The following is a 19169-nucleotide window of genomic DNA, read 5'->3' as shown; positions in this document are numbered from 1 at the left end:
AGAGGTCGCAGGGGAGCATATGCGCCCTTGCTGCCTCTTATTTGTCTTTAATCAGAAAATAATGATATCATTTAACATAAAAAGAGGGTCATGGTATGAAGATAATAATGTTGGGCGCACCAGGCGCAGGAAAAGGCACACAGGCTCAGATGATCGCGGATAAGTTCAATATTCCACACATCTCAACTGGTGACATTTTTAGGGCAAATATTAAAAACGGAACAGAACTTGGCAAGAAGGCAAAAGAATTTATGGATAAGGGACAGCTTGTTCCTGATGAACTTACAGTTCAGCTCCTTCTTGACAGAGTAGCAAATGATGATTGCAAGAATGGATATGTACTTGATGGTTTTCCACGTACAATTCCTCAGGCAGATGTACTTGACAGTGAGCTTACAAAGCTTGGTGATAAGGTTGATTTTGCCATTAACGTAGATGTTCCTGATGAGAACATTGTTCGCAGAATGTCAGGCAGAAGAGCTTGCCTTAAGTGCGGTGCAACTTATCATATTGAGCATATCCCTCCAAAGAAAGAAGGAATATGTGATAAATGTGGAAGTGAGTTAGTTCAGAGAGAAGATGACAAGCCTGAGACAGTACAGAACAGGTTGTCAGTTTACCATGAGCAGACTCAGCCTCTTATCGATTACTATGATAAGAAGAATATTCTTAAGACTGTTGACGGTACAAAGGATATGCAGGAAGTATTTAGCAATATCGTAGGTATTTTGAATGCGTAAAGTTATTACAATTAAGACTGATGAAGAAATTGAGCTTATGAGGCAGTCCGGACAGAGACTTGCAAAAGTGCATGAGGCACTTCATGCTGCGCTTAAACCCGGAATTTCTACATTGGAACTTGATCAGATTGGAGAAGATACTATCCGTTCTCTTGGTGGAATACCTAATTGCAAAAACTACGAAGGTTTTCCGGCTTCCGTGTGTATTTCCGTGAATGATGAAGTTGTTCATGGAATTCCTAGTGCTGATAGGATCCTGAAGGAGGGTGACATTGTTACCTTTGATACAGGACTTATATATAAAGGGTATCATTCTGATGCTGCCAGAACATGGGGCGTTGGTAAGATAAGTGATGAAGCACAAAAACTTATTGATGTTACAAGAGAGAGCTTCTTTGAAGGGATAAAAAAGGCCAAAGCCGGACATAGGCTGCATGAAATATCAAGAGCAATTGATGACTATATAAATCCATATGGATATGGTATAGTAAGAGAGCTTACAGGTCATGGAATTGGTACTAGCCTTCATGAAGAACCAATGGTACCTAATTATAAAAAGTTGTTGCCCGGGGTAAAACTAAAGAAAGGCATGACAATATGTGTTGAACCTATGATAACCATGGGGGAGAGATATGTTGGATGGCTTGATGATGATTGGACAGTGGTAACTGTAGATGGTTCCCTGGCTGCACATTATGAAAACACTATCGCTATAACAGATGGCGAACCAGAGATATTAACTATTATTTGATAGTAAAGGATAGGAGGAAAGAAATGTCTAAGGCTGATGTAATTGAAATTGAAGGAAAGGTTATTGAGAAGCTTCCTAACACAATGTTCCAGGTTGAGCTTGAGAATGGTCATGTTGTTCTTGCTCATATCAGTGGAAAGCTTCGTCAGAACTTCATCAGAATCTTACCTGGTGATAAGGTAACTCTTGAACTTTCACCATATGACCTTACAAAAGGAAGAATTATTTGGAGAGACAAATAATTTTGAAAAAGTGGCTGTCGCACTAAGACAGCCACTTTTGAATTATTTAGAATACTTATCTATTTCTTTTAACTCATCTTCTGTAAAAGTAGTATTTTCGATGGCTTTTATGTTATCAAGAATCTGAGAAGATCTGGATGCGCCGATGATTACTGAAGTTATATAGTCATCTTTAAGGTTCCATGCAAGCGCCATTTCAGCAAGTGTCTGTCCACGTTTTTTTGCAATTTCATTTAAAGCTTTAATATTGGCAAGCTTTTCCTCTGTAAGCTGCCCCTCTTTAAGAAAACGTCCATCGGTGCGGATTCGGCTATCCTCAGGAATACCATCTATATATCTGTCTGTTAAAAGCCCCTGCGCGAGAGGAGAGAAGCAGATGATTCCTGTTCCGACTTCCTTGGACTTTTGTTTCAGACCGTTTTTCTCTATTGTTCTGTCAAAAATATTGTAGCGATTCTGATTAATGATAAATGGAACATGAAGCTCTTTTAATATAGCATGAGCTCTCTCGAGATTAGGTCCATCATAATTGGAAATGCCAACATAAAGAGCTTTACCACTCCTTACAATCTGGGCAAGAGCCTCCATTGTCTCTTCAAGAGGCGTTTCAGGATCCATTCTGTGGTGGTAAAAGATATCTACATATTCGAGACCCATTCTCATAAGTGACTGATCAAGGCTTGCGATAAGATACTTGCGGCTTCCCCAGTCACCATATGGACCGGGCCACATGTAGTAGCCGGCTTTTGTTGAGATGACCATCTCATCTCTGTAGCTTTTAAAGTTTTCTTTTAGTATTTTACCGAAGTTTAGCTCGGCAGCTCCTTCTGCAGGACCATAATTATTGGCAAGATCAAAATGTGTGATGCCGTGGTCAAATGCGGTTTTACACATGTCTACCATGTTGCTGTAAGCGGAGTTATCACCGAAGTTGTGCCATAACCCAAGAGACACGGCAGGAAGCTTCAGACCGCTTTTTCCACAACGGTTGTATGTCATGTTTTCGTAACGAGCAGTATTTGCTGTGTACATATAACCCTCCCTATGCTAAAAAACTTTGTTATAGTTTAATACAATTTTAGGAAAAAAGCACAGAAAAAATGCGCAATTTCTGTTAAAAAACAATCATGTTTTTTAGTGAAATATTAATGCACATAAAGATACATCATGCTATAATTCACTTTGGTAAAAAACAACCTTTCAGGTTAATAAACGGAGGAGAAAAATGGGAGAAAAACGACAGGCTATCTATGATGCCACGACTCTGGGGAAACCCAAAATGGCGCTCTTGGGATTGCAGCATATGTTTGCTATGTTCGGAGCGACAATTTTAGTTCCAATTTTAGTTAATGGTTATTTTAATGGGGAAGGACTTTCCGTTCAGGTTACATTGTTCTTTGCAGGTATTGGTACACTTCTGTTTCATCTTTTTTCTAAATTCAAGGTTCCCGCTTTTCTGGGATCATCATTCGCATTCCTTGGTGGCTTTGCTACCGTAGCTAATTTAAATTCCGGTAAATATGCTGATATGACATATGGAGAAAAACTTCCTTATGCATGTGGTGGTATTGTTGTTGCAGGGCTTCTTTATCTTATTCTTGCAGTAGTTATCAAAATCGTGGGAGTAAAGAAGGTTATGCATTTCCTTCCTCCTGTAGTTACAGGCCCTATTATTATTTGTATCGGACTTTCACTTGCACCATCTGCTGTTTCTAATGCTTCTGCAAACTGGTTTCTTGCTCTTGTTGCACTTTCAATAGTAATTATCTTTAATATCTGGGGTAAAGGAATGTTCAAGATCATTCCTATACTTATGGGCGTTGTTATTTCTTACTGTGTTGCCCTTATAATGAATGCGTTAGGCTTTACAAATGCAGATGGCAGTGCAATTATTGATTTTGCACCTGTTGCTGCAGCAAATTGGATAGGACTTCCACCTTTCCAGTTTGCAAAATTTGATCTTACAGCAATTCTTGTTATGGCTCCTATAGCAATTGCAACTATGATGGAGCACGTTGGTGATATCTCAGCTATTTCAGCTACAACAGGCAAGAGCTTTATTGAAGATCCGGGTCTTCACAGAACACTCTTTGGAGATGGAATTGCAACAGCAGTTGCAGGACTTTTCGGAGGACCTGCGAACACAACTTACGGTGAGAACACAGGTGTTCTTGAGCTTTCAAAGGTTTATGATCCAAAGGTCGTTGAAATTGCAGCTGGATATGCAATTGTAGTCAGCTTCATTCCAAAGATTTCAGATATCATCGGCACAATGCCAACAGCTATCATCGGTGGTATCAGCTTCATATTATATGGAATGATCTCAGCAATTGGTGTCAGAAACGTAGTAGAGAATAAGGTTGATTTCACAAAATCAAGAAATCTCATTGTTGCAGCAGTTATTCTTGTATCAGGCCTGGGATTCTCTGATGGAATCACATTTGCAATCGGAAATACTCCTGTAACGCTTACAGCTCTTGCTATAGCAGCTCTTCTTGGAATAGTGCTAAATGCAATACTTCCTGGAAACGATTATGATTTTGGTGTTAACCATAAGGGCGACATCAATAGAGGAGTAAGCTTCAATAACCACGAAGAAGCAGGCTGATAAGCGAGTAATATAGTACCAGGATTTCGGTAAAAAGATTTATCGAAATCCTGGTATTTTTTTTGTAAAAACCTGTTGATTATTGATTAAACATATGCTATGATATCAAATGGTCTTTTTAGGAAAAGGGGTAATTGTGCCCTTTTTCGGGCATTATTCTGTTACCATGCAGGAAAGGAGAAACAATGAAAGTTAGGTCTTCTGTTAAGCCTATGTGCGAAAAGTGCAAGGTTATTAAGAGAAAGGGCGTTATCAGAGTTATCTGTGACAACCCTAAGCACAAACAGAGACAGGGTTAATTCGAGCCGTTTCGGATTACTTTTTGATACCAATAATGAATTGAGTATTGGAAAGATCGGATTAAGTACTGTCCGGTTGGGCGTTAGATGCCCCAATCAAACAAGTAACAGCTCTGGCAAAAAAGTCCGGGGCAAGAGGAGTAAAGCTTCTCATTAAACTATTTTTTATTTGTAAATGGAGGAATTAAAATGGCTCGTATTGCAGGTGTAGATTTACCTAGAGATAAGCGAGTAGAGATCGGTTTGACATATATCTACGGTATCGGTAGAACAAGCTCAAACAAGATTCTTGAAGCAGCAAAAGTAAATCCGGACACACGTGTTCGCGATCTTACAGACGAAGAAGTAAAGAAAATTGCCGAGATTATCGGTAACGACTACGAAGTAGAGGGTGACCTTAGAAGAGAAGTTGCTATGAACATCAAGAGACTCACTGAGATCGGATGCTTCAGAGGAATGCGTCACAGAAGAGGACTTCCTTGCCGTGGTCAGAGAACTAAGACAAATGCAAGAACAAGAAAAGGACCAAAGAGAACAATCGCTAATAAGAAGAAGTAATTCTTTCCAGAGGCTATTGGGACCAGTTGAATTTGTGCATGGCGAATTCATAAGTAACATTATAACTAGTATTTATAGGAAGAAAGTAGGTTAGTTTAAAATGGCAAATCAGAAATCAGCTACAGCTGCAAAGAAGGCAGCTGCAAAAAAGCGTGTCAAGAAAAACGTTGAACACGGACAGGCACATATCCAGTCATCTTTCAATAACACAATCGTTACATTGACAGATGCTGCAGGAAACGCTCTTAGCTGGGCAAGTGCCGGCGGTCTGGGATTTAAGGGTTCAAGGAAATCTACTCCTTATGCTGCACAGGTAGCTGCAGAAACAGCAACTAAGGCTGCACTTGTACATGGCCTTAAGACTGTTGATGTATTCGTTAAGGGACCAGGATCAGGAAGAGAAGCTGCTATCAGAGCTCTTGCTGCAAGCGGCCTTACAGTTACATCTATCACAGATGTAACACCTGTACCACATAACGGATGCCGCCCACCTAAGCGTCGTAGAGTATAATCGTTGGTTTTGAATCGCGATTATAAGCAGTTATTTGTGCATATATAAATGTAAACAATAACTCGTTGGACGAAGGTGCATAACACTGTAAACAACATCAGAATGTGAAAATATTCTGAGGAAAAGAAAGGAGCCAAAAAATGGCAGTAAACAGAGTTCCCGTATTAAAGAGATGCAGATCACTTGATTTGGATCCAACATTTCTTGGATATGACAAGAAATCCAAGAGAACATCAGCTAGAGCTGGTAAGAAAATGAGCGAGTATGGACTTCAGCTCCGAGAGAAGCAGAAGGCTAAATTTATCTATGGCGTTCTTGAGAAGCCTTTCAGAAATTATTATGTTCGTGCTGACAGAATGAAGGGTCAGACAGGTTCAAACCTTATGACAATTCTTGAGAGCAGACTTGATAACGTAATCTTCAGAATGGGATTCGCTAGAACAAGAAGAGAAGCTAGACAGGTTGTTCTTCATAAATTCATCACAGTTAATGGAAAAATGATCAACATCCCTTCATACCTTATCAAAGCTGGTGATGTAATCGAAGTTAAAGAAGCAGCTAAAAATATTCAGAGATTCAAGGATATTTCAGAGATCACAGCAGGAAGACTTGTTCCTGAATGGCTTGATGTTAACAAGGAAGGCCTTAAGGGTACAGTTAAAGAACTTCCTTCAAGAGAAGTTATTGATGTACCAGTTGACGAGATGCTTATCGTCGAGTTGTACTCAAAATAATGATATAATTAACTTGTTAACAAACCACTTAAGGAGGGTATATCAGTGTTTGATTTTGAAAGACCAAATATTGAAGTTGCTGAAATCTCAGATGATAAGAAGTATGGTAAATTCGTAGTAGAGCCTCTTGAGAGAGGATACGGTATTACACTGGGCAATTCCCTTCGCAGGATTATGCTCTCTTCATTACCTGGAGCAGCAGTGAGCCAGGTTAAGATTGAAGGCGTTCTGCATGAGTTCAGTTCTATTCCTGGTGTTAAGGAAGATGTAACTGAGATCATTATGAATATTAAGAATCTTTCAATTAAGAATTCTTCTGACACAAATGAACCAAAGACTGCTTATATAGAGTTCAATGGTGAAGGTGTTGTGAAAGCTTCTGATATTCAGGTAGATCAGGATATAGAGATCATGAATCCTGATCAGGTAATCGCTACACTTTCCGGAAAAGATGCTAAGCTTTATATGGAGCTTACTATCACAAAGGGAAGAGGTTATGTAAGCTCAGATAAGAATAAGACTGGCGATCTTCCAATCGGTGTTATCGCTATCGATTCTATCTACACTCCTGTAGAGAGAGTTAACGTAACTGTTGAGAATACTCGTGTAGGTCAGGTTACTGATTTTGATAAGCTTACACTTGATGTTCACACTGATGGAACACTTGCTCCGGATGAGGCTGTAAGCCTTGCTGCAAAGGTTCTTTCAGAGCATCTTAGCCTCTTCATCGATCTTTCAGAGAATGCCAAGACTGCAGAAGTTATGGTAGAGAAGGAAGATGATGAGAAGGGTAAGGTTCTTGAGATGTCAATTGATGAACTTGAACTTTCAGTTCGTTCATTTAACTGCCTCAAGAGAGCTGGAATCAATACAGTTCAGGAACTTGCTAACAAGACTCCTGATGATATGATGAAGGTTCGTAATCTTGGCCGTAAGTCACTTGAGGAAGTTCTTGCAAAGCTTGACGAGCTTGGACTTTCACTCAGAGCAGATGGCGAATAATTACTAATATCATTAAAATGAATATCCGGATCAGATAAAGCCGATGTGTACTGATCCGGGTTCTCATATGTAACATTTACAGCATCTGGAAAGTAAGACCGATGGGCATTTCCTCATGTTAACTGGCAGGGGAAACCGGCAGATGAGAAAGGAATTAAAACAATGGCAATGTACAGAAAGCTTGGAAAAGCAACAAAACCTAGAAGAGCACTTCTTCGTAACCAGGTAACAGCACTTCTTTACAATGGTAAGATCATTACTACAGAAGCAAGAGCAAAAGAAATCAAGAAGATCGTAGAGCCTATGATCACTCTTGCAGCTAAAGAGAAGGACAACTTTGAGTCACTTACAGTTGACTGCAAAGTTCCTGAGAAGGACAAAGATGGCAGAAGAGTAAAAGAAGTTGTTGATGGCAAGAAGGTTACAAAGTATACAACAGTTAAGAAGGAAATCAAGAAAGATATGCCTTCACGTATGCACGCAAGAAGACAGCTTCTCAAGACTCTTTATCCTGTAGTTGAAGTTCCACAGGAGAACAAGGGAAGAAAGAGAAACACAAAGGAAATCGATCTTGTAGCAAAACTTTTCGATGAGTATGGTCCTAAGTATGCAGACCGTAAGGGTGGATACACAAGAATCATCAAGATTGGTCAGAGAAAAGGTGACGCAGCAATGATGGTTGTATTAGAGCTTGTGTGAGCAACGAGCCACGCCAGATGAAATGATAAGAGAGAGTTTATGGATGCTTGCATCTGATAAACTCTCTCTTTTTATTTCAGTTGATGCGGCGACTGCCGCGTCAACGAGGAACAAGCGAAGCGGTTCCGAGTCTGGTGTGTGAATTTTGTGAGACATGCGTTCCACTCGAAATTTTGCTATGCAAAATTCCTCGTTGTACGGCATTCGCCGTATCCATAAAAAATAGACTATAGCCTTATGAAAGTAAACTTTCAACGTCTATAGTCTATTTTTTCTTGCGCATGGCTCATTTTGAACGCTCAAAGTGTTGATAGTCTTTTACTGAATTCCAGTTGCCGCCCCATGTAAAACCATGCTCTTTAAAAAGTTTATAGGCAAGGTCATTTTCATCAATCTTATATGGAAAATTGGAACTTCTGTCTGCGTAAGCTTCACTTCCTTCTGGTGATATATTTATAGAACCATCTTTATTGTATGTGATATAAGGGTTATAAAAAGGATTTAAATCTACAGCAAGCCCTTTTGCATGATTGGAAAGTCTTGTTGTACCTTCAACTACACGGTAGTTAAAACAGGAAGTGTTATTGGCAAGCATTGATGAGGTATCATCTCCGTCAAACTCGTCAATGAGCTTAATGCTCTCAATCTGGTAACCGTTTTGATATAATTCATAGAATATTTCCAATAAATCCTTTGCTACGGCTTTGTTACAGATCATCTCACCTGTCTGGGTATCCCCGTTAAAGTCATTGTATAAGAGGCTGAGATACCTGAGATCATCTAATGGTACTGAACAGTCTACCGGATAAGAAATCCCCGAAATTCTTTTAAAGATCTCATTTGAAATTGGTTCATAGCAAAAACCATCTTTATATATAAATGTGCTTGATAAAGCATCTGACAGAGTCTGTGTATTTTCCAATGATGATATTAAAGATGCTTCCTTATTAGAATTTTTAGAAGAAATGACTGATTCCTCATTTGATGACTGATTTGCAGTGTATGTTCCATAGGTAGTAATAAGTTCTTTTGACGAAATGAATGAAGAGGATTCATCAGTGCTTGAAGTCTCCGCACCTGTTGAAGCAACTTCGGAGGATTCAGGAATTATGTCATTTTTTTGTGCATATTCTTCCAAAGTTTCACCTCTGGCAAGCACTCTAGCTGCAATTGCGCAGCATATGATAACCCCGGCTAAAAAAGCAAAATCTTTTAAATATTTCTTGTTCATTTGAATAAACCTCGCATATAATACATAAATGATATCACATTTGTGATATACTGTTGCAGTATGGTAGGTAAAAAACATGATACGTACTGATAATCTTGTATTTGAATATATTAGAAGAGATGAAGAAGGCAATGTTGAGGGCATTACAAGGGCAATTGATAATGTTAACCTTGATATAAAGCCCGGGCAGTTTATTGCCATTCTCGGACATAATGGCTCTGGTAAATCTACCCTGGCCAAGCATTTTAATGCGCTTTTATATCCTACAGAAGGCCAGGTATTTGTAGATGGCATGAATACTGAGGACGAGTCACATCTTTGGGATATCAGACAGGAAGCAGGAATGGTATTCCAAAACCCGGATAATCAGATAATCGGGCAGGTTGTGGAAGAGGATGTTGGATTCGGACCTGAAAATATGGGAGTTCCGACAGATGAGATATGGGAAAGGGTAGAAGAGAGCCTTCGTACGGTGGGCATGCTTAAGTTTAGAAAGTCGTCGCCCAATCATCTCTCTGGCGGTCAGAAACAGCGAGTGTCCATAGCAGGTGTAATAGCGATGCATCCCAAGTGCATTATTTTTGACGAGCCTACAGCCATGCTTGATCCTAACGGCCGTAAGGATGTTATCAGGGCCGCAAGAGCGCTTAATAGCGTTGAAGGAATAACCATAATACTTATTACACACTATATGGAAGAAGTAATATATGCCGACAAGGTCTTTGTTATGGATGGCGGCCATATAGAAATGCAGGGAACACCAAGGGAGATTTTTTCACAGGTTGATAAGTTAAAAGAGCTTCGATTGGGGGTTCCGCAGGTTACTCTTTTGGCACATGAACTTAAAAAGAGCGGTTTGCCTCTTCCTGATGGAATACTTTCGAGAGAAGAACTTGTTGATGAATTGAAAAAACTGAAATACGGACAGAGTTGACATTTATATTACTAATAAACTCTTTTTAATAATCAGAGAATGAGAGAAACATATAACTATGTCGATTATACTTGATCATGTTAATTTCATATATGATGAAGACACTGCCATGGCTCATGCAGCACTGATAGACGTCAATCTTGAGATTCCCAAGGGACAGTTTATCGGGCTTATTGGTCATACCGGATCAGGAAAGTCTACGCTTATTCAGCACATGAACGGACTTATTAAGCCTACAAGCGGCAATGTTTACTTTGATGGAAAAGACATTTTTGATGCTGATTTTGATAAAAAAGCTTTAAGAGCCAAGGTTGGTCTTGTGTTTCAATATCCTGAACATCAGCTTTTTGAGATGGATTGCTTTAAGGATGTGTGTTTTGGACCTAAGAACCTGGGACTTCCGCAAAAAGAGGTGGAGCTTAGAGCTTACGAGGCTTTAAAACAGGTTGGCTTTGATGATGAGTATTTTTATCAGTCACCCTTTGACCTCTCAGGTGGACAAAAGAGGCGTGTGGCAATTGCAGGAGTACTTGCCATGAAGCCAGAAGTGCTTATTCTTGATGAACCTACAGCCGGGCTTGATCCCAAGGGGCGTGAAGATATACTGGGACTAATTTCTAAGCTACACAAGGAGATGGGCATTACAGTTATTCTTGTAAGCCACAGTATGGATGATGTAGCGGATTATGTTCAGCGAATAATTGTAATGAACAAGGGAAAAGTAACCTTTGATGGTGAACCCAAGGCAGTATTTAAGCACTATAAAGAACTTGAAGAAATAGGCCTGTCAGCTCCTACCGTTACTTATGTGATGCAGGAATTAAAGTCGGCAGGATTTGATGTTGATACAGAGGCTACCACTATTGAGGAAGCCAAAAATGAGATACTTAAGGTGTTTGGAAAATGTTAAGAGACATTACGCTTGGACAATATTATAGAACAGACTCGGTGATACACAGACTTGATCCAAGGGTTAAGCTGGTGGCGACATTTGCGTTTATCATTTCTCTTTTTCTTGTAAAAAATGTGTGGGGATATGTTATTGCTGCTGTATTTTTAGGAGCATGCATTGCACTTTCAAATGTTCCTGTCAAGTTTATGTTCAGAGGAATGAAGACTATCTTTTTCCTTTTGGTCATAACTATGGTGTTTAACCTGATTTTGACACCCGGAACGCCAATTGTGAGCATATGGAAAATAAAGATCACCTATGAGGGACTGAGGCTTGCTATTTTGATGGCTATAAGGCTTGTTTTTCTTATAACAGGCTCATCAATAATGACACTTACAACTACGCCTAATAATCTTACAGATGGCCTGGAAAGCGTGTTAAAACCTCTTAAGGCTCTTCATGTCCCGGTGCACGAGATAGCAATGATGATGTCAATTGCCCTCAGATTTATACCGATTCTTTTGGAAGAGACAGATAAGATCATGAAGGCACAGATGGCAAGAGGTGCTGACTTTGAGAGCGGCTCACTTATAAACAGAGCTAAGAGTCTTGTGCCCTTACTTGTTCCTCTTTTTATATCTGCATTCAGAAGAGCTCTTGACCTTGCTATGGCTATGGAGGCAAGGTGCTATCGTGGCGGCGAGGGAAGAACCAAGATGAAGCCGCTTATCTATCAGAACAGAGACAGAATTGCTTATGCGATTTTAGTTATATATCTTGTGTCTATAATTGTATTTGGCAGACTACTGTTTAGGTAATGATCTTTTTTTAGGAGCATGATACCGACCGAAGCGTATTTTGCTGAGTTACGGTATCAGCATCCGAACGGACTAAAGTAAGAATATAAAACTGGCGTTTATAGAGGGAAAATAGTTGAAAAAACGCAGGATAATGCTGGTTGTTTCCTATGATGGAACAGCTTATAACGGATGGGCACTTCAAAAAAGTACCCACAATACAATTGAAGAAATGCTTAACAGGGCGATTCATGGACTGACCGGTGAGGAAGTGGAAGTTATCGGTGCAAGCCGCACGGATGCAGGAGTTCATGCCTATGGTAATATAGCGGTTTTTGATACTTCGTCGTCAATTCCCGGAGACAGGTTCTCGTATGCGCTTAATCATATTCTTCCGCAGGATATATGCGTTACTGAGTCAAGAGAGGTGCATCCGGATTTCCATCCAAGGCACTGTGATACCCTTAAAACATATGAGTACAGGGTGCTGAATTCAAAGATGCCTGTTCCGACAAGGCGCTTTTATACTTACCATTTTAGTATGCCTCTTGATATTGATGTTATGAACGAGGCAGCTCATTATCTCGAAGGAGAGCATGATTTTACGAGCTTTTGTAATGTTGAATCACAGGCAGTCACTCATGTCCGCACCATAAAAAAGGTTGAGGTTTTTCTCCACGGTGATGAGGTAGTTATAAGGGTTATTGGAAATGGTTTTCTTTATAACATGGTAAGGATAATTGCAGGTACTCTTTTACAGATTGGAAGAGGAAAAGGAAAACCATCAGATATTAAGGAAATGATCGATAAACAGGATAGAAAAGCAGCAGGGCCTACAGCTCCGGCATGTGGCTTATTCCTGATGAAATATGAGTTTTTAGACGGAATTCCCGGACCGGAAACAGCTGAAGATGACTGAACCCAAAATATAGATGCTTTATCCGAAAAAGAGGCAAAACATCTTGACAAATCTTTTGTTTGCGTCCTATAATATCTTACTGTGTGACGAAGTTTATTCTATAACTATGCCCACAAAATTGTAAGTGACATATTGATGTCCCGGTAAGCTTCAATATGTTCATATATATACTGCAGGATCAGGTGAAGGGTTTTGCAGAGGTTACAAATTAAGTATTAGTTTTAATTTGGAGGAAACATAATGAAAACTTATATGCCTAGTGCAACTACAGTAGAGAAAAAGTGGTATGTAGTTGATGCTACAGATATGACACTTGGACGTCTTGCTTCTAACGTTGCAAACGTACTTAGAGGAAAGAACAAGCCTATTTACACACCTAATATCGATACAGGTGATTATGTAATCGTAATCAATGCAGAGAAGATTAAAGTTTCTGGTAAGAAGCTTGATCAGAAGATGTATTGGCACCACACAGATTATGTTGGACATCACAAGGAGTTCTCACTTCGTCAGATGCTCAACGATAAGCCAGAGAGAGTTATCGAGCATGCTGTAAAGGGAATGCTTCCTAAGGGATCTCTTGGTAGAGAAATGTACACAAAGCTTCACGTATATGCTGGTTCAGAGCATCCACACGCAGCTCAGAAGCCTGAAGTATTAACATTTTAATCTGGTAAGTGAAGGAGAATAATAAAATGGCAAAGTCAGCTAATTACTATGGAACAGGTAGAAGAAAGAAATCAATCGCTAGAGTATACCTTGTTTCTGGAAATGGAAATATAACAATCAATAAGAGACCTATCGATGAGTATTTCGGACTTGAGACACTCAAGGTTATCGTTAGACAGCCTCTCGTAGCTACAGAGACAGCAGATAAGTTTGATGTAGTTGTTACTGTAAGAGGTGGCGGCACAACAGGTCAGGCTGGTGCTATCAGACACGGTATTTCAAGAGCTCTTCTTCAGGCTGATTCAGATGAGTACAGACCTGTACTTAAGAAGGCTGGATACCTTACAAGAGATCCTCGTATGAAGGAAAGAAAGAAGTACGGCTTAAAGAAAGCTCGTCGTGCTCCACAGTTCTCAAAGAGATAATCTTTCGAGATTCAAAAAGAATTTACAAACCTCAGAAACTCAGTGTTTCTGGGGCTTTTCTTTTATCTATAATTGTATTCAGTTGTGGTGAAACGCAGAAAATTTTGTACCGTAAACAGCGAGTAAACAGCAGGTAGACAGCAAAATTCTCAAGCCTTAGATTTTGTTAATTGCTTCTACCAGAGACTGGATATCAAGGTGTGTGTACACTTTCTCTGTCAGAGACATTGCTCCGGAGTGTCCTACGATTTTCTTGATCATTGTAGGATCCACATGAGCTTCCGCCAGCATTGATATGCAGGTGTGCCTAGTATCATGAGGATTGTGCTCCATACCAAGGTTTTCTATTAGTGGTGTCCAGTAGCTGTCTTTATAGTTCCTGTAGGTGAATTTTTTGTTGTCATCTGTGTGAAGAAGGTATTTACAGTCAGAGGATTCATACCAGGCTTTGTAGAATGGTAGAACCTTATCTGCTATAGGAACCTTTCTGATACCATTTTCAGTCTTACTTAGTATCACATCGAAATACTGTTCTTCAAGATGAACATTTTTCTTTTCCAAATCCAGTAGTTCAGATATTCTACAGCCGTTGTAAATCAGCATCAGTACTGTCTGGTAGAACGGATCATCCTTGAGTTCCCATAGCCTGTCAATCTCAGCTTTTGAAAAGATATCTCTCTCAACCTTGTTTGGATTCTTGTCCTTATACTTGAGGATATCTACAAATTCGGAATAGTCCTTGTTACAGATATCGTTCTTAAGGGCATAATCGTAAAGCTGATTGAAAAGGACTTTGATCTTACGGAGTGTAGGATAATTCTTTCCGCAGGTATCAATGACATTCTGAAGCTCTGCCAGCCTTATATCTCTAAAAGTTTTGTTGTAAAGGGTGCCACATACGTTATATGAGGCTGTATACCCATGTACGTTGGAGTTAGAGATGGTAGGATACTTTGCTTCAGACCAGGCATTATATACGTCTGTGAATGTCATTTTGGCTGCTTTTGTATCAAATGGATTCTGATGATAATCTGATAGCATTTGCAAGCCTTCCTGCTTGGTTTCAGCATATCCTATGACATTGTACGTCTGCTTTTTGGTACCTTTTTCCGGATCAATGGTCCATGCGGTGGTTACTCTTACCATATAGGGCTTTCTGCGTTTCCCGGACATTTTCATAACACTTCCATATCCGTTTGGTAATTTCAAATAATATCGACCTCCTTTGATGCTCAGGTAATTTATGAAAAAGGGGATAATCCCTTAATCACCTTTTTTATTGGGCAATGCCACATTCGCGTAGTATGCCAGCTCTGTTTCGAACCAGTGATTAAATCTATCTTCATTTGATAGGCCTTGTTCGAGGCTTTCTCGTTCATCTGCGTATCTTTCCAGAAAAAGGCAGAGATCTGCGTTGTTTTCTGCTATTTCATCGTTTCCCATGAATTTAAGGCTACAGCTCCACTCTTCAGTTTTTGGCGGGCGATTTACGTCTATATTGAAGTGAAGACCTGCTTTTTTATTTAATTCGTTTAGAACATAGAGGACATCTGAGAGAGTATCTAAAGTAATGTTCTTCTTCTGATATCCAATAAGTTCTGCCGGGGAGATATTAAGAATATTTGCAATCTCATTCAGTATACCTATTGAAGGTTCTATTTCACCGCTTTCATATTTCTGTACGGTACGCATAGTTTTGCCTAGCCTGTTAGCCAGTTCAGTCTGACTGAGGTGCTGAGCTTTGCGAGCCTGCTTAATTCTGTTTCCAATATCAGATCCATTATTCATTGTACTGACCTCCTTGTGTGAATTGTAACACGTAGCAATACGAATTGCAAGAACGTATTACGAATTGAAAATACATATTTATTGTTGACAAATGAATTATGAAGACGTATTATCAAAATACGAACTGATAATTCGCATTTTGAAAGAAGGGAGGTGAAAAGTATGGAAGACAAAAAGTTATATGTAGAACTACCAAGATTTACCGGTAGAAATGTTCCTATAACTGAGGTTGCCGAGGCAATGCACAAGGATGCACAGTTCGTAAGAATTGGAATCCAGCAGGGGATATTCAAATTTGGATATGCCATGAAGAAAGAGAATTCCAGTGAATACAACTACTATTGTCCAGACAGAAAGGTATGGGAAGAGATTGGATACTTTAGTCCAGAAGCAGTCTAAAATGAAAAAACTCTCTTGCTGGTAACAAGAGAGTGAATGAAAAGCCGGAGCTTTTGTAAATTCGATTAAATTAAGTATAGCAAGGGTTCCGGCCAAGTTCAACAAAAAGTAAGATTGGAGGAATCAAAATGGAAACAAGCAAACCAGAATTAAAGCTTATCCAGATGTCAGATGTAGAAGCTGAAGAAGTTTCCTGGCTATGGTATCCGTTTATACCATATGGAAAGCTTACCATCATTCAGGGAGATCCCGGTGATGGAAAAACAACTTTTGTACTAAATGCAGCAGCGAAGTTATCAAAAGGTATTTCGTTAGATACAGGTCTGCAGAGTGAGGAACCAATAAACATCATATATCAGACAGCAGAAGACGGACTGGCTGATACGGTAAAGCCAAGACTTGAAGGTGCCGGGGCTGACTGCTCCAAAATCAATGTGATAGATGAGAGTGATAAATCGCTATCAATGGTAGATGAGAGAGTTGAACAGGCAATCATAAGGACTGGAGCAAAACTCTTGATTCTGGATCCACTGCAGGCATATCTCGGAGGCGGAATGGATATGAATAGAGCTAACGAAGCAAGAGATATGACTAAGAAGCTGGGAGCTCTGGCGGAGAAGTACAAATGTGCAATCATCCTAATCGGACACATGAACAAGGCTTCCGGAAACAAGGCAGCCTATAGAGGGATGGGATCAATTGACTTCTACGCAGTAGCAAGAAGTGTCCTGCTGGTAGGAAGGATAGAAGGAGAACCGGAACTAAGGGCAATAGTCCAAATAAAGAACAACTTAGCAGCATTTGGACATTCAAAGGCCTTCAGATTATCAGAAAAGGGATTCGAGTGGATTGGAGATTATGAAATAACCGCAGACGAAGTTCTCGGAGGAATTGCACCGAAAGCAAATAAGCAGGAAAAGGCGATAGCTCTTCTGAGAGAATTGGCTGAAGACCATAATATGATCCCAAGTAACGAGGCAGTAGAACTGGCTAAAGAAGAGGATATATCAAAAAGAACTCTGGAAATAGCCAAAAACGAACTTGGAATAAAAGCCAGGAGAATAAACAATACCTGGTACTGGATATTAAAAGAAATCGAATGATAATCAAGACCGCAACAATGTAAGGTGCCTGAAGTTACACTCTTAAGATTGCAAGGTTGTAAAAAGACAAAGACACTGCATTGTTGCAGACTAGAAGAAAGGGACGAATGAAAAACGTACAGATATCACAAGAATTATTTATAAGGCTGGTACGATTACTAGTCTTTGAGTTTGACGAAGATACTAATCTGATCAAAAAAGAACTTGAAGACAAGATGGAAAAACTAGCGAGGCATGAAATCTATTCAAAGTTCAAGACAGCACCCACAGAAGAGGAGAAAGAAAAAGCTCGTCAGGACTACCTCGACATGGTGGGAATGCACAAGGATTTTATATGGTGATTTCCCTTGATGGATTGAACGGGAGCGTGACACGCTCCGGTAATAATCAGCCAAGGAATGAATGGTTTGGCAGGCGAGCGGAGCGAGCTTCCCCATAACGTGGCGTTATGGGTAACCCCCTATGGATAATGACATTACACATCATTATCCGGGGGCTCTCCGAGGGGCTTGCCGGCGGCAAAAAAATACGAAAGGATTTAGTTTATGATAACAGTAACATTTCACATTTCATGTAAAAAGCATTCGCTCACTAAAACACGAGATGTGGTTTCGGTGAGTAAACACAATCTTCGACTATTTCAAAGTGAAGAGTATAACGAAGAAATGATCGAAGTGGAAGTCGGGAGTGAAGTAAATATTCTCGATGATGTAAAGGAGATTTATGAAAAGGAATTCTCTGAGGCACTGGCGGAATACAACAAAGGTAAAAGAAGTGACAGACAGATTCATGACTATCTGGAGTATGTATCCGAAAGTAAAAAGAATGATGTGGCTACGGAGGTAATTCTCCAAGTAGGGGATAAGGAATTCTGGGCGGATAAGACGAGAGAACAGTGGAATGCAATGAAGCCACTCTTGAGGGAACAGCTTGAATATGTAAAAGAGATAGTTCCGGAATTCAAAATCGCATCGGCGGTAACACACTTGGATGAGGATTCACCTCATATGCACGTAGTAGGAGTTCCGGTAGCAACAGGATACAAGCGAGGACTAAGCAAACAGGTGGCAAAAACAAAAGTGTTTGATCAGGAGAGACTAGAAAAAATACAAGATCTAATGCACGATTTTGTAGAGCATCAGATGAAAGACCACCCGGAGATCTTTGGAGATGAAACCTTAAAGCCAAAGGAAAAAGGAAGGAATAGCGACTTCTCAAAAGAATTCTACTTAAGGCTAAAGCAGCAAGAATATGAAAAGCTGGAAGATAAGTGCCAGGAGAAAGAGACACAGATCGAAGCTTTGGATGATACGGCTAAAGAAATGAAGCAGGATATAGAAAGCAAAGTCGACCAATATGTGGACTCAGTAGTGAATTCGGAAATGAAGAAGGAATTCATGAGATACGCAACACTTGAAAATCCCAAGACTACACTGGGAAAACTTGTCTCGAAAGCATTCAAAACATTCAAAGAATGGTGGGATAAAACCAAGAAGCCTGAGGTAGCTGAAAAGGCTAGGACAAGTCTCTTACAAAAGCTTAGAGAGAACCAGGCAATCGTAGATCAGAGGAAGGAACAGCAAGGTCCGAATCTCAAAAGGAATAATCTCAGTCCGGAGAGATGAATACTATGATAGCAGTAGGCAGGGGCGTGAAAACGCCCTTGTTTTATGTGGGTACATTGGATAGAATAAGGAATAGTGGTTATAAATTCAATCATACCAAAGAAGTAATGATTATATTCCAGGATAAACGACTAATACAAACTGGAATTTGGGGGCAATAGCAAAAATGAGAATCGTCGACACCTCAATTGGCTTTCAGTCAGTATTTATTGATGGTCAATTTAATCTTGATAAGTGGGAAAT

Annotated in this window: 24 protein-coding genes; 20 read left to right on the top strand and 4 right to left on the bottom strand. The window is 39.8% G+C overall.

Annotated elements, in window-relative coordinates; translation table 11 throughout:
- Window positions 1-95: 95 nt before the first annotated feature.
- The 3 genes from BM146_RS12770 to infA are packed head-to-tail and all read left to right on the top strand — an operon-like array spanning window position 96 to window position 1733.
- The gene (locus tag BM146_RS12770; protein ID WP_022772948.1) at window positions 96-740 is read left to right on the top strand and encodes an adenylate kinase; all 645 of its coding nucleotides are present in this window, start codon (window positions 96-98) and stop codon (window positions 738-740) included.
- Window positions 733-1491, top strand: coding sequence for a type I methionyl aminopeptidase (map, locus tag BM146_RS12765; RefSeq protein WP_074889662.1), 759 nt, complete (start codon window positions 733-735; stop codon window positions 1489-1491). The genes BM146_RS12770 and map overlap by 8 nt, the downstream gene beginning before the upstream one ends.
- A gap of 23 nt (window positions 1492-1514) precedes the next feature.
- Window positions 1515-1733 carry a translation initiation factor IF-1 gene (infA, locus tag BM146_RS12760; protein WP_013280019.1) on the top strand — a complete coding sequence of 73 codons (219 nt, stop codon included), beginning with the start codon at window positions 1515-1517 and terminating at the stop codon, window positions 1731-1733.
- Between the two features lie 42 nt (window positions 1734-1775).
- On the opposite strand, the gene mgrA is transcribed toward infA, so the two are convergent.
- A complete protein-coding gene (mgrA, locus tag BM146_RS12755; protein WP_074889658.1) occupies window positions 1776-2765 on the bottom strand; it encodes an L-glyceraldehyde 3-phosphate reductase in 990 nt (329 codons plus the stop codon).
- A 193-nt stretch (window positions 2766-2958) separates the two neighbouring features.
- Here mgrA and BM146_RS12750 point away from each other — a divergent pair, with 193 nt between their 5' ends.
- From BM146_RS12750 to BM146_RS12720, 7 genes are all read left to right on the top strand, one after another.
- Window positions 2959-4341 carry a uracil-xanthine permease family protein gene (locus BM146_RS12750; protein WP_074889653.1) on the top strand — a complete coding sequence of 461 codons (1383 nt, stop codon included), beginning with the start codon at window positions 2959-2961 and terminating at the stop codon, window positions 4339-4341.
- 185 nt (window positions 4342-4526) lie between these two features.
- Window positions 4527-4640, top strand: coding sequence for a 50S ribosomal protein L36 (gene rpmJ / locus BM146_RS12745; protein ID WP_013280022.1), 114 nt, complete (start codon window positions 4527-4529; stop codon window positions 4638-4640).
- Window positions 4641-4829: 189 nt separating this feature from the next.
- Window positions 4830-5198, top strand: coding sequence for a 30S ribosomal protein S13 (rpsM, locus tag BM146_RS12740; protein ID WP_029233633.1), 369 nt, complete (start codon window positions 4830-4832; stop codon window positions 5196-5198).
- A 100-nt stretch (window positions 5199-5298) separates the two neighbouring features.
- Complete coding sequence (rpsK, locus tag BM146_RS12735; RefSeq protein WP_022772964.1) at window positions 5299-5709, top strand: 30S ribosomal protein S11; 411 nt, start codon at window positions 5299-5301, stop codon at window positions 5707-5709.
- A 140-nt stretch (window positions 5710-5849) separates the two neighbouring features.
- Window positions 5850-6443, top strand: a complete 594-nt coding sequence (rpsD, locus tag BM146_RS12730; protein ID WP_022772965.1) for a 30S ribosomal protein S4 — start codon at window positions 5850-5852, stop codon at window positions 6441-6443.
- Window positions 6444-6488: 45 nt separating this feature from the next.
- A complete protein-coding gene (locus BM146_RS12725; RefSeq protein ID WP_022772967.1) occupies window positions 6489-7445 on the top strand; it encodes a DNA-directed RNA polymerase subunit alpha in 957 nt (318 codons plus the stop codon).
- A gap of 162 nt (window positions 7446-7607) precedes the next feature.
- Window positions 7608-8144 carry a bL17 family ribosomal protein gene (locus BM146_RS12720; RefSeq protein ID WP_074889649.1) on the top strand — a complete coding sequence of 179 codons (537 nt, stop codon included), beginning with the start codon at window positions 7608-7610 and terminating at the stop codon, window positions 8142-8144.
- Window positions 8145-8430: 286 nt separating this feature from the next.
- On the opposite strand, the gene BM146_RS12715 is transcribed toward BM146_RS12720, so the two are convergent.
- Window positions 8431-9375 (bottom strand): M15 family metallopeptidase, encoded by a 945-nt coding sequence (locus tag BM146_RS12715; RefSeq protein WP_074889646.1) that lies wholly within the window; start codon window positions 9373-9375, stop codon window positions 8431-8433.
- A gap of 76 nt (window positions 9376-9451) precedes the next feature.
- On the opposite strand from BM146_RS12715, the gene BM146_RS12710 reads away from it, so the two are divergent.
- The 6 genes from BM146_RS12710 to rpsI all read left to right on the top strand — a co-directional run bounded on the left by BM146_RS12710 (window position 9452) and on the right by rpsI (window position 14011).
- Window positions 9452-10309, top strand: a complete 858-nt coding sequence (locus tag BM146_RS12710; RefSeq protein ID WP_074889643.1) for an energy-coupling factor transporter ATPase — start codon at window positions 9452-9454, stop codon at window positions 10307-10309.
- Window positions 10310-10367: 58 nt separating this feature from the next.
- Window positions 10368-11219, top strand: coding sequence for an energy-coupling factor transporter ATPase (locus tag BM146_RS12705; protein WP_074889639.1), 852 nt, complete (start codon window positions 10368-10370; stop codon window positions 11217-11219).
- The gene (locus BM146_RS12700; RefSeq protein ID WP_074889636.1) at window positions 11213-12019 is read left to right on the top strand and encodes an energy-coupling factor transporter transmembrane component T family protein; all 807 of its coding nucleotides are present in this window, start codon (window positions 11213-11215) and stop codon (window positions 12017-12019) included. The genes BM146_RS12705 and BM146_RS12700 overlap by 7 nt, the downstream gene beginning before the upstream one ends.
- A gap of 133 nt (window positions 12020-12152) precedes the next feature.
- The gene (truA, locus tag BM146_RS12695) at window positions 12153-12917 is read left to right on the top strand and encodes a tRNA pseudouridine(38-40) synthase TruA (protein WP_074889632.1); all 765 of its coding nucleotides are present in this window, start codon (window positions 12153-12155) and stop codon (window positions 12915-12917) included.
- Between the two features lie 240 nt (window positions 12918-13157).
- Complete coding sequence (gene rplM / locus BM146_RS12690; RefSeq protein WP_022772976.1) at window positions 13158-13586, top strand: 50S ribosomal protein L13; 429 nt, start codon at window positions 13158-13160, stop codon at window positions 13584-13586.
- 26 nt (window positions 13587-13612) lie between these two features.
- Window positions 13613-14011: a 30S ribosomal protein S9 gene (gene rpsI / locus BM146_RS12685; RefSeq protein WP_026663746.1), complete on the top strand. Its 399-nt coding sequence runs from the start codon at window positions 13613-13615 to the stop codon at window positions 14009-14011.
- 156 nt (window positions 14012-14167) lie between these two features.
- Here the strand turns inward: rpsI and BM146_RS12680 are convergent, their stop codons facing one another.
- Window positions 14168-15220, bottom strand: a complete 1053-nt coding sequence (locus BM146_RS12680; RefSeq protein ID WP_074889629.1) for a tyrosine-type recombinase/integrase — start codon at window positions 15218-15220, stop codon at window positions 14168-14170.
- Between the two features lie 54 nt (window positions 15221-15274).
- Entirely contained in the window at window positions 15275-15799 is a 525-nt protein-coding gene (locus BM146_RS12675) for a helix-turn-helix domain-containing protein (RefSeq protein ID WP_074889626.1), read from the bottom strand.
- Window positions 15800-15961: 162 nt separating this feature from the next.
- Here BM146_RS12675 and BM146_RS12670 point away from each other — a divergent pair, with 162 nt between their 5' ends.
- The 4 genes from BM146_RS12670 to BM146_RS12655 all read left to right on the top strand — a co-directional run bounded on the left by BM146_RS12670 (window position 15962) and on the right by BM146_RS12655 (window position 18926).
- Entirely contained in the window at window positions 15962-16198 is a 237-nt protein-coding gene (locus BM146_RS12670) for a hypothetical protein (RefSeq protein ID WP_013280038.1), read from the top strand.
- A 128-nt stretch (window positions 16199-16326) separates the two neighbouring features.
- Window positions 16327-17301: an AAA family ATPase gene (locus tag BM146_RS12665; RefSeq protein WP_074889621.1), complete on the top strand. Its 975-nt coding sequence runs from the start codon at window positions 16327-16329 to the stop codon at window positions 17299-17301.
- A 107-nt stretch (window positions 17302-17408) separates the two neighbouring features.
- Window positions 17409-17642, top strand: a complete 234-nt coding sequence (locus BM146_RS12660) for a complexin-2 (RefSeq protein WP_074889617.1) — start codon at window positions 17409-17411, stop codon at window positions 17640-17642.
- A gap of 324 nt (window positions 17643-17966) precedes the next feature.
- Window positions 17967-18926 (top strand): plasmid recombination protein, encoded by a 960-nt coding sequence (locus BM146_RS12655; protein WP_242949401.1) that lies wholly within the window; start codon window positions 17967-17969, stop codon window positions 18924-18926.
- Window positions 18927-19169: the final 243 nt, after the last annotated feature.

The organism is Butyrivibrio proteoclasticus, assembly GCF_900115735.1.
In the GTDB taxonomy this organism is placed as follows: Bacteria; Bacillota; Clostridia; order Lachnospirales; family Lachnospiraceae; genus Butyrivibrio; species Butyrivibrio proteoclasticus_B.
Note: the sequence above shows the minus strand (reverse complement) of the source record. Positions and strands in the feature narration are given on the sequence as shown.

What these genes read in the sequence shown, in the direction of transcription:
- truA (WP_074889632.1), top strand. Translation starts at nt 12,153, where the DNA reads ATGCTGGTTGTTTCCTATGATGGAACAGCTTATAACGGATGGGCACTT.
- mgrA (WP_074889658.1), bottom strand. Translation starts at nt 2,765, where the DNA reads ATGTACACAGCAAATACTGCTCGTTACGAAAACATGACATACAACCGT.
- rpsM (WP_029233633.1), top strand. Translation starts at nt 4,830, where the DNA reads ATGGCTCGTATTGCAGGTGTAGATTTACCTAGAGATAAGCGAGTAGAG.
- BM146_RS12655 (WP_242949401.1), top strand. Translation starts at nt 17,967, where the DNA reads ATGATCGAAGTGGAAGTCGGGAGTGAAGTAAATATTCTCGATGATGTA.
- map (WP_074889662.1), top strand. Translation starts at nt 733, where the DNA reads ATGCGTAAAGTTATTACAATTAAGACTGATGAAGAAATTGAGCTTATG.
- BM146_RS12700 (WP_074889636.1), top strand. Translation starts at nt 11,213, where the DNA reads ATGTTAAGAGACATTACGCTTGGACAATATTATAGAACAGACTCGGTG.
- BM146_RS12715 (WP_074889646.1), bottom strand. Translation starts at nt 9,375, where the DNA reads ATGAACAAGAAATATTTAAAAGATTTTGCTTTTTTAGCCGGGGTTATC.
- BM146_RS12770 (WP_022772948.1), top strand. Translation starts at nt 96, where the DNA reads ATGAAGATAATAATGTTGGGCGCACCAGGCGCAGGAAAAGGCACACAG.
- BM146_RS12670 (WP_013280038.1), top strand. Translation starts at nt 15,962, where the DNA reads ATGGAAGACAAAAAGTTATATGTAGAACTACCAAGATTTACCGGTAGA.
- BM146_RS12710 (WP_074889643.1), top strand. Translation starts at nt 9,452, where the DNA reads ATGATACGTACTGATAATCTTGTATTTGAATATATTAGAAGAGATGAA.
- rpsI (WP_026663746.1), top strand. Translation starts at nt 13,613, where the DNA reads ATGGCAAAGTCAGCTAATTACTATGGAACAGGTAGAAGAAAGAAATCA.
- BM146_RS12665 (WP_074889621.1), top strand. Translation starts at nt 16,327, where the DNA reads ATGGAAACAAGCAAACCAGAATTAAAGCTTATCCAGATGTCAGATGTA.
- BM146_RS12675 (WP_074889626.1), bottom strand. Translation starts at nt 15,799, where the DNA reads ATGAATAATGGATCTGATATTGGAAACAGAATTAAGCAGGCTCGCAAA.
- BM146_RS12705 (WP_074889639.1), top strand. Translation starts at nt 10,368, where the DNA reads ATGTCGATTATACTTGATCATGTTAATTTCATATATGATGAAGACACT.
- rpsD (WP_022772965.1), top strand. Translation starts at nt 5,850, where the DNA reads ATGGCAGTAAACAGAGTTCCCGTATTAAAGAGATGCAGATCACTTGAT.
- rpmJ (WP_013280022.1), top strand. Translation starts at nt 4,527, where the DNA reads ATGAAAGTTAGGTCTTCTGTTAAGCCTATGTGCGAAAAGTGCAAGGTT.
- BM146_RS12660 (WP_074889617.1), top strand. Translation starts at nt 17,409, where the DNA reads ATGAAAAACGTACAGATATCACAAGAATTATTTATAAGGCTGGTACGA.
- infA (WP_013280019.1), top strand. Translation starts at nt 1,515, where the DNA reads ATGTCTAAGGCTGATGTAATTGAAATTGAAGGAAAGGTTATTGAGAAG.
- rpsK (WP_022772964.1), top strand. Translation starts at nt 5,299, where the DNA reads ATGGCAAATCAGAAATCAGCTACAGCTGCAAAGAAGGCAGCTGCAAAA.
- BM146_RS12720 (WP_074889649.1), top strand. Translation starts at nt 7,608, where the DNA reads ATGGCAATGTACAGAAAGCTTGGAAAAGCAACAAAACCTAGAAGAGCA.
- rplM (WP_022772976.1), top strand. Translation starts at nt 13,158, where the DNA reads ATGAAAACTTATATGCCTAGTGCAACTACAGTAGAGAAAAAGTGGTAT.
- BM146_RS12750 (WP_074889653.1), top strand. Translation starts at nt 2,959, where the DNA reads ATGGGAGAAAAACGACAGGCTATCTATGATGCCACGACTCTGGGGAAA.